This is a genomic window from Bacteroides sp. AF39-16AC (assembly GCF_003602735.1).
In the GTDB taxonomy this organism is placed as follows: domain Bacteria; phylum Bacteroidota; class Bacteroidia; order Bacteroidales; family Bacteroidaceae; genus Bacteroides; species Bacteroides uniformis.
The window spans coordinates 1-9,979 of sequence record NZ_QTLN01000028.1; the positions used below are offsets into that span (position 1 = coordinate 1).

Below are 9,979 nucleotides of genomic sequence, written 5' to 3' on the forward strand. Positions count from 1 at the left end.
ATCAGCCAGAGCGGCACGGTAGAAGAGACGAGCCATTACTATCCTTTCGGCGGGGTATTTGCAAGTGCAGGCAATGTTCAGCCTTACAAGTACAACGGTAAGGAGCTTGATACGAAGAAGGGTTTGAATTGGTATGATTATGGGGCGAGGCATTATGATGCGGTGTTGGGAAGGTTTATAACGGTTGATGCTTTATATGACAAACATTTTAAAGTATCTCCTTATGTCTATTGTGGAAATGAGCCTGTCGGTCGCATTGATCCGGATGGAAATGATTGGCGCGTGCAAACCCATTATAATCGTGAAACGGATAAGATAGAATATAAAATTACGGTAAGAGCGGCTTTGATAAATAATTCTAATAATAAGGAGCTTGATATAAAGACTTTGGCTGGACAAATAGTAGAGCAAGTGAATGCCGCATATACGATTTCAGGTGATGACTTTGTTTCGACTATGGATATGCAATTGAGAACTGTCAACTCGGTGGATGATATAAAGGACACTGAACACGTTTTGCAGATTGTTGATCAAGATATGTTGACAAAAACGGATAAAAGTGTAGTTATGGCTGAGACTTATAAAAATAGTCTGGATGTGAAAATAGGAACGAAAGCGGTTTCTAATATGTTGAACAATGATGATAACCGGACTTTTGCTCACGAACTTGGTCATTCAGGAGGATTGGGGCATACAATGAATGTGGAAAACTTGATGACACAGAAAAAAGTTATTCAAGATTTTGATGGAGATTATCTTAAAGCAACTCAGTTAAACCGTTCTCAGATACAAACAGTCCGAGATAATTATATCCATAACAAGTTGAATAGGCATATTCCTAACTGGAGGCAAAAACTTAAAAGAAGGCAGTAATATGAAGACACGTATATTTATTTTTATAATCATACTTGCCATGCTGGTGGCGTGCATTGGTCATTTGGACTCAGAGAATGATTTCATGATTCGAGTAGGTACTGGTTTTAAGGAGCGTACCGGTAAAGATTATATCCAATGTTGGGTGAATGACAGCCTTGTTTTTAATGGACTGTATGTGAACAAGACGGATGACCAAATATTGGACTACCATGAAGATTGGCTTGGAATGGAAATCACCCGTTTCGATAAAAGCGGATATGATAGTTTAAAAATAAAGATACGTGTCACATCTCTGGATACGGTATTATATTGTGGAAAAAGGGTCATAGATAGTACGTTCCGATACCGGATTGATAATATTCCCAATATTGTAATTTCATGTAGCTCCAACGGTGGTATTTTGTTGTGGGATACTTTACGTACACCTGATTATTTTTGGCTCGAATATTGATATATTAAGAATCTCTGATTCTATAATCTAAACAATTCCCTGCTTATGTTGGATGTAAGCAGGGAATTTCATATAGGAGCATGCTGACTTGGAGCGGTACGCTTTCCGTTACCGGTACGACGTGACATCCACGGTCTATACCTTTACGGACAAGCCTGCCACGGTGACGCATACGCACACGGCAAGCGGGAAGGACAGCCGGACGGAAGCATACACTTACAGCTATGACCATGCGGACAGGCTCTCCAAGGTGGAGCATACATTGGGAGGGGCGAAGGTGACGCTTGCTGCCTATGCTTATGATAACCTTGGTCGTCTGCAATCGAAGTCGCTGCACGGCTCCGACGCGGACAGGCAGGCTTACGCCTATAATGTACGCGGCTGGCTGACGGGCATCAGCGGAACGAAGTTCACGCAGAATCTGTATTATAACACCGGCAACGGGCCTGCCAAGTATAACGGCAGCATCAGCAGCATGACGTGGAAGGCAGGAACGGCAAGCACCGTCCGCGGCTACAAGTCCACTTATGACGGACTGGACCGTCTGCTGAATGCTACTTATGGCGAGACAGCAGGCATCAGCACGAACGCCAACCGCTTTTCGGAGAACGTTACGGGGTATGACAAGAACGGCAATATCAAGGGATTGCAGCGTTATGGCCAGACTGGTGCCAGTGCCTACGGCCTGCTTGATAATCTGACTTTCACCCTGAACGGCAATCAGTTGAGCCGTGTGGAGGATGCCGTGAGTACCGCGGCATACGGTACAAACACTGCCTTTGTGAACGGTGCAAGCGCTGCAGGGGAGTATGCCTACGATGTCAATGGTAATTTAACGAAAGATTTGAATAAGGGAATTACCGATATTCAATATAATGTATTAAATTTGCCGAGTACGGTATCGTTCAGTGATGGTAGCACGATTACCTATACTTATGGTGCTGACGGCACGAAACTGAGAACAGTCCATAAGATAGGTAGTACAACCACAACGACTGACTATTGCGGTAATGTGATCTATGAAAACGGTACTCAGAAGTTGTTACTCACAGAAGAGGGTTACATCAACCTGACCGGTACCCAGCAGTATCATTACTACTTGAAAGATCATCAGGGTAACAACCGTGTAGTGATCAACCAGTCTGGTACTGTGGAGGAAACGAACCATTACTACCCTTTCGGTGGTGTGTTTGGCACTACAGGCAATACCCAGCCTTACAAGTATAACGGTAAGGAGCTTGATACGAAGCAGGGTTTGAACTGGTATGATTATGGGGCGAGACATTATGATGCTGCGTTGGGAAGGTTTACGACGAATGACCCGTTGGCAGAGAAATATTATTCGATGAGTCCGTATACTTATTCTTATTGTGCCGATAATCCGGTAAAGTTCATAGACCCAAATGGTATGGAATATGCTCCTGGTGATCTGTTTAAGACTAAAAGAGCAGCAGCTAAAGATTGGGGTATGTATTATAATGGTGCATCTATTATACGTAAACGTGAAATGGGCTCTTCTATTTATGAAGTTAAGCAAAAGGGAAAGCTAAAGGGATATTCTTATAGTGCAGCCAATGAAGGAGAGCACAGCGTATCTATAAGCTTACCTCCTAACGGTGAGAGATTTGTAGGATCGATTCATTCGCATGGAGACGCGGACGCAGAGCATATAAATAATAAATTCTCAAAAGCTGATATAAAATATATTGAGAAAACAAAAGAAAATGGTTATTTGGCTACGCCGAGTGGCGATTTGTTAGAATATAATCCTTATAGTAAGAAAACATCAATAGTGACTAGTGATCTTCCTAGTGATCCCAAAGATCCTAAACGAAAGAATAATATTAATCCGAAAGATATTCCTGCTGAAAAGGGTAAACAAAGAATGAAAGAATTGCTACAAAAGCCAGATTTAAACATTCCTGTTAGCCAGAGAGAACATATTCATTGGGTATTTTAAAAAGATAGCAATATGTATAGGACTTATTTTTTTGCTTTAATGCTATTTGCGATGTCATGTACAAACAGTACATCGAAGGTCGGAGAAGATCAACAATCATCTCAACAGATTGAGTATGTAATGAATGATAGTCTCTCAACAGATTTTTATACTGATATGAAAAGCTATGTTCCTGCAGAGGGATTTATACCTACAGCGGATATTGCAGTAAAGATAGCGGAATGCGTACTATTGGAAATTTATGGAAAGGAAAGTATAGAGAAAGAAAAACCTTTTTCTGTTAACTTGGTAAATGGAATATGGGTAATAGAAGGGCATATTCCTAATGGAAATGATAGTGCGCTGACTTTCTGTGGACAATCTTATGTGGAAATAAGAAAAAGTAATGGTGAGATTATAAAGCTTTTGCATACTAAATAAAAAATATTACTCTAATATAAGTTGCCTTTTTTCAATGAGATTTATTTAATTACTATCCTAACATCAGATATGCTATATCTTGTATGTTAGGATAGTTTTTTAGGTCTATCAAATGATGTAGGTCATGCAGGACTACATCCGTACTCTCCGGATGCTTAACAGCACGGGCACTTCCTATCTGGATAACATTTCCTATATGTATTATTTGTACGACAGTCTGGGACGGCTGACCCTGCAGGGGGAGTATACGGGTAAGAATCCTTCTTCCAGTCCTACCGTGCTTGTGCAGAGCTACTATGACGGTTACGGCTTTGTGGGTGGTACCGGACTTCCTACGGGCCAGTTCACCAAAGATACTTCCGGCTACGGCAGGGGTTCTCTTACCGGCAGTGCCGTTACGGTTTTTGGCAGTAGCACTAAGATCTATAAGGCTTTCTATTATGACATCAAAGGGCGCATGACGAAAAGTGTGCAGAACAACTTGCTCAGTGGCTACGACATCACAAGTACGGTTTATACTTTCTCCGACAAGCCGTCTGGTGTGACCCATACACATACTGCCAGCGGAAAGACCACGCGCACGGAAGTATATACCTATACCTACGACCATGCGGACAGAATAAGCAAAGTGCGGCATAGTCTTGGCGGCACTTCAATCACTCTGTACGATGCCACTTATGACAACTTCGGTCGTTTGCTGACCAAGCAGTATCACGGTACGAGCACCAACAAGCTGACTTATGCCTACAACCTGCGCAGCTGGCTGACGGGCATCAGCGGTACATGCTTCACACAGAACCTGTACTACAACACGGGTGTGGGTACTGCGAAGTACAACGGCAGCATCAGCAGCATGACCTGGAAGTCCGGGAACGAAAGTACAGTCCGTGGTTACAAATTCACTTACGACGGTCTTGACAGAGTACTGAACGCTACCTATGGAGAGACAGCAAGTATCAGCACGAATGCGAACCGCTTCTCGGAGAACGTTACGGGTTATGACAAGAACGGTAACATCAAGAGTTTGCAACGTTACGGCCAGACTGGTGCCAGTGCCTACGGCCTGATAGACAACCTGACTTTTACCTTGAACGGCAATCAGTTGAGCCGTGTGGACGATGCCGTGATGGCTTCTGCTTACGGTGGAGGCTTCGAGTTCAAGGACGGCGTGAAGCAGGTCGGAGAGTACACCTACGATGCGAACGGCAATTTAACCAAAGATTTGAACAAGGGAATCACCGATATTCAATATAATTGTTTAAATTTGCCAAGTGCAGTAACGTTCAGCGACGGAAGTACGATTACCTATGTTTATGCAGCCGACGGCACAAAGCTAAGAACGGTTCATAAGATAGGTGGCGCTACCACCACAACGGACTATTGCGGGAATGTGGTCTATGAAAACGGAGCCCAGAAGCTTCTGATTACCGAAGAGGGCTATATTACTTTGAGCGACAACAAGTATTACTATTACTTGAAGGACCATCAGGGGAACAACCGTGTAGTCATAAACCAGAGCGGAGCGGTAGAGGAGACAAACCATTACTATCTGTTTGGAGGAGTATTCGCTTCATCAACAAGCACTCAGCCTTACAAGTACAATAGCAAGGAATATGACACGAAGAAAGGCTTGAACTGGTATGATTACGGGGCACGGCATTATGATGCAGTGTTGGGACGGTTTATGACGGTGGATCCGTTGGCAGAGAAGTATTATTCAGAAAGTTTGTATACTTATTGTTATAGTAATCCTATAAATTGTATAGACCCTAACGGGAAGGATGGTATTTATATTGCCTTCCCTGATTATAAAATATCAACTCCTATTGGTAAAATTGGGAATTTAGGTCATGCTGGAGTATTATTGATTGATAATAAAACAGGAGTGACTAAATATTATGAATATGGCAGATATGACAAAGAGGGTAAAGGAGTTGTCAGAACATTCGCTGTTCCAAATGTAAAAATAGGACAAGATAAAAAGCCTACATTGGAATCATTGAATAAAACTTTATCAATAATATCTGAACAAGCGGGACATGCCGGAAGAATAGAAGGAGCATATATTGAAAGTGATAAGTTTAAAGAAATGAAAAACTATGCAGAATCAAAAATAGCGGAGAATGCTAATTCAAAGAGGAAAGAGTATTCATTAAGGAATAATAATTGTGGAACTTTTGCGGCTGATGTTTTGAAACAAGACCCATCTGTAAAAGATAAGGCACCAGTAATTATAGATCCAAGGCCCAATAGTATAGTTAAAGAGTATCAAGATAATTTTAAGTCACTAAATTATGATCCTAAAAAGAGACAAGTTAAAATTGAATAGATATGGAAAGTCAAAGTATATCATTAGGAGATTTATTTTCAGTTGAATTATTTGTAGGATCAATAACGTTTGTTTTAGGAACGGTTTTGTTCTTCTTATTATTATTATTGAATTTGAGGCTTAATCTTAAAACGACATTATTATATTGTTGCCTGCAATTGATACTTGTTGTCTCTCTTTCTACTATTTTCTTTATATTTTGGCGTTTTAATTTTGATATAATGATAGGGTTTCTATATTTACCAGGTGTATTATCTGAGGTTTTTATTATGCTCTTATTCTATTTTATATTAAAAATAAAAAACAAATAATTGAATAATATTTTTATAACAATTCTATTACAGCGGGTGGAAACATCCGCTGTTTCTTTTTATAGGGTACCCACTATAATAGAAATATTAGCAGTCTAACTTGCCAAGTGGAGTAATGAAGGCCCAATGGCAAAATTTATTCAATGAGCTTTAAAGCAAATGTTAACGCCGCCTATGATAATACTACAATCATTGGTACAGACACTAACCGTTTCCGCGAGAACGCGACAGCTTTCGTCTACAATAACAGCTTCGAGTTCAAGGACAGCATGAAGCAGGCGAACGAGTACACCTACGATGCCAACGGCAATTTAACTAAAGATTTAAACAAGAATATTACCGGTATATCATATAATTGTTTAAATTTGCCAAATACAGTAACGTTCAGTGACGGAAGTACTATCACCTATATTTATGGAGCCGATGGCACAAAGCTGAGAACAGTCCATAAGATAGGTACTACCACCACGACGACGGACTATTGCGGAAACGTGGTCTATGAAAACGGAGTCCAGAAGTTGCTTCTTACCGAAGAGGGTTATGTAACTTTGAGTGACAACAAGTATCACTATTACTTGAAAGACCATCAGGGGAATCACCGGGTAGTAATCAACCAGAGCGGCACGGTAGAGGAAACGAACCATTACTATCCTTTTGGCGGCGTATTTGCAAGTACAAGCAATACTCAGCCTTACAAGTACAATGGCAAGGAGTATGACTCGAAGAAAGGCTTGAACTGGTATGACTACGGGGCAAGGCATTATGATGCAGCGTTGGGAAGGTGCCATACCAATGACAGGTTTGTAGAGAAGTATTATTCGATGTCACCGTATCAGTATGGGGCGAATAATCCGGTGAATAACATAGATGTGAATGGAGATACAATTGTTGTAAATCCGAACCCGAATGGTTTGATAGATAATGTGAAAATGTTCTTTGGATTTGATACTAAGTATCAAAAGGATGTGAAAGTCGATTTGCAGCAACTTAAGAAAGATGATAAAGGAGTCGCTAATATTATCACTGAGTTGGAAGATAGTGAGAATATTCATTATATTACAATGCCTAAGAAAGGGGCTTCTAATTCAACGCTAATTGATAAAGAAAAGGTTGAAATGAAAATCTCACAAGGCAGTATAATCCATTATGATCCCAATAATAGAAGAAGGAGTCGAAATGAAAAAGAAATGAGAACTCCAAGAGTCGGATTGAGTCATGAACTTCAGCATTCGTTTGATGTAGACAAGAAATTTGCCACTTATGAAACAACGGAAAATGGTATAAAACTAATGGAGGTACGCGCTGTTAATACAGAGAATAAGATTAGAAGAAAAACAGGTGATCCTAAAAGAATTGAATATGGTGGAAAGAAAATACCTAAAAAACTATTGGAGTAACATAATTATACCTTTAGTTGTTGTAATTGGAGGAATCGCTTTCTTCTTTCATATAGTGTATAAGCATTCTGAAAAAGCGATGATGGTTTCTGATCTTGATAGAGTACCTATAACTTCTTTAATGTCAGTAAATATAAAATGGCAAGATTCTACTTATTGTACAGTGTTGGAAAGTGTAGAATTATTTTCCATATTGGAGGAAGAAGGTAAAAAGACAATTCCTCAATTGAAACTTCCAAAGAAAGAGTTCATTGAACTTTCGTACAAAGATACTTTAATAGTAGATAGTCTTTCATTTATACAACTGAAAGATTATATAGTTATTCCTCAATATCGTATAGACTCAATTTATGAGAATGAAGGAGTGAAAGGATTACTTTCTGCTTATTTTGATGATGTATGGTTTATTCCATCTTGTGAAGATGGAATATTGACTTTGCCGGAACAACGGTATGTTATTGATATTTTACATAGATGTGGTTATTGCGTAGATATTGATTGTGAATCAGGTTGCATTTATATTGTATCTTCTCCTGATATAGGTTGATTACTTCAAGAAAAATCTCTTTAATTACTATCCTAACATCAGATATGCTATATTTTGTATGTTAGGATAGTTTTTTAGGTCTATCAAATGAAGAATTCTGTGTAGGTCATGCAGGACTACATCCGTACTCTCCGGATGCTTAACAGCACGGGCACTTCCTATGGACTTCCTACGGGCCAGTTCACCAAAGATACTTTCGGCTATGGCAGGGGTTCTCTTACCGGCAGTGCCGTTACGGTTTTTGGCAGTAGCACTAAGATCTATAAGGCTTTCTATTATGACATCAAAGGGCGCATGACGAAAAGTGTGCAGAACAACTTGCTCAGTGGCTACGACATCACAAGTACGGTTTATACTTTCTCCGACAAGCCGTCTGGTGTGTCCCATACACATACTGCCAGCGGCAAGAGTACGCGCACGGAAGTATATACCTATACCTACGACCATGCGGACAGAATAAGCAAAGTGCAGCATAGTCTTGGCGGCACTGCGATTGCTCTGTACGATGCTACTTATGACAACTTCGGTCGTTTGCTGACCAAGCTGTATCACGGAACGAACACCAACAAACTGACATATGCCTACAACCTGCGTAGCTGGCTGACGGGCATCAGCGGTACATGCTTCACACAGAACCTGTACTACAACACGGGTGTGGGTACTGCGAAGTACAACGGCAGCATCAGCAGTATGACCTGGAAGTCCGGGAACGAAAGTACAGTCCGTGGTTACAAATTCACTTATGACGGTCTTGACCGGATGCTGAACGCTACTTATGGCGAGACAGCAAGTATCAGCACGAATGCGAACCGCTTCTCGGAGAACGTTGCGGGTTATGACAAGAACGGTAACATCAAGAGTTTGCAACGTTATGGCCAGACTGGTGCCAGTGCCTACGGCCTGCTTGATAATCTGACTTACACATTGACCGGCAATCAGTTGAGCCGTGTGGACGATGCCGTGAGTACCGTTGCATACGGTACAAACACTGCCTTTGTGAACGGTGCAAGCACCGCAGGGGAGTATGTCTACGATGTCAATGGTAATTTAACGAAAGATTTGAATAAGGGAATTACCGATATTCAATATAATGTATTAAATTTGCCCAGTACGGTATCGTTCAGTGATGGTAGCACGATCACCTATACTTATGGTGCTGACGGCACGAAACTGAGAACAGTCCATAAGATAGGCAGTACAACCACAACGACTGACTATTGCGGTAATGTGATCTATGAAAACGGTACTCAGAAGTTGTTACTCACCGAAGAGGGTTACATCAACCTGACCGGTACCCAGCAGTATCATTACTATCTGAAGGACCATCAAGGTAACAACCGTGTAGTAATCAACCAGTCAGGTACTGTGGAGGAAACGAACCATTACTACCCTTTCGGTGGTGTGTTTGGCACTACAGGCAATACCCAGCCTTACAAGTATAACGGTAAGGAGCTTGATACGAAGAAGGGTTTGAACTGGTATGATTATGGGGCGAGACATTATGATGCTGCGTTGGGACGGTTTACGACGAATGACAGGTTTGCAGAGAAGTATTATTCGATGTCACCGTATCAGTATGGGGCGAATAATCCGGTGAATAACATAGATGTGAATGGAGATACAATTGTTGTAAATCCGAACCCGAATGGTTTGATAGATAATGTGAAAATGTTCTTTGGATTTGATAC

8 protein-coding genes and 1 pseudogene are annotated in these 9,979 nt (G+C 40.9%); all 9 read left to right on the forward strand.

Going from position 1 to position 9,979, the window contains the following annotated elements; all coding sequences use genetic code 11:
- Positions 1–873 (forward strand): RHS repeat-associated core domain-containing protein (locus tag DW039_RS17805; protein WP_182416685.1); only part of this gene is annotated, 873 nt, incomplete at its 5' end.
- A gap of 1 nt (position 874) precedes the next feature.
- Positions 875–1,327 (forward strand): hypothetical protein, encoded by a 453-nt coding sequence (locus DW039_RS17810; RefSeq protein WP_035447390.1) that lies wholly within the window; start codon positions 875–877, stop codon positions 1,325–1,327.
- Between the two features lie 115 nt (positions 1,328–1,442).
- A pseudogene (locus DW039_RS17815) lies at positions 1,443–3,287 on the forward strand (RHS repeat-associated core domain-containing protein); the annotation flags it as partial.
- 12 nt (positions 3,288–3,299) lie between these two features.
- Positions 3,300–3,707, forward strand: coding sequence for an NTF2 fold immunity protein (locus DW039_RS17820; protein ID WP_051642902.1), 408 nt, complete (start codon positions 3,300–3,302; stop codon positions 3,705–3,707).
- A 124-nt stretch (positions 3,708–3,831) separates the two neighbouring features.
- Positions 3,832–6,036, forward strand: coding sequence for an RHS repeat domain-containing protein (locus DW039_RS21355; protein ID WP_243635048.1), 2,205 nt, complete (start codon positions 3,832–3,834; stop codon positions 6,034–6,036).
- 2 nt (positions 6,037–6,038) lie between these two features.
- Positions 6,039–6,347: a hypothetical protein gene (locus DW039_RS20825; protein ID WP_035447399.1), complete on the forward strand. Its 309-nt coding sequence runs from the start codon at positions 6,039–6,041 to the stop codon at positions 6,345–6,347.
- 143 nt (positions 6,348–6,490) lie between these two features.
- Positions 6,491–7,744 carry an RHS repeat domain-containing protein gene (locus tag DW039_RS17830; protein WP_117866734.1) on the forward strand — a complete coding sequence of 418 codons (1,254 nt, stop codon included), beginning with the start codon at positions 6,491–6,493 and terminating at the stop codon, positions 7,742–7,744.
- Entirely contained in the window at positions 7,707–8,291 is a 585-nt protein-coding gene (locus DW039_RS17835) for a hypothetical protein (RefSeq protein WP_057281495.1), read from the forward strand. The genes DW039_RS17830 and DW039_RS17835 overlap by 38 nt, the downstream gene beginning before the upstream one ends.
- A 108-nt stretch (positions 8,292–8,399) precedes the next feature.
- Positions 8,400–9,979: RHS repeat-associated core domain-containing protein (locus tag DW039_RS21360; RefSeq protein WP_243635049.1), on the forward strand; the 1,580-nt coding region annotated here is incomplete at its 3' end.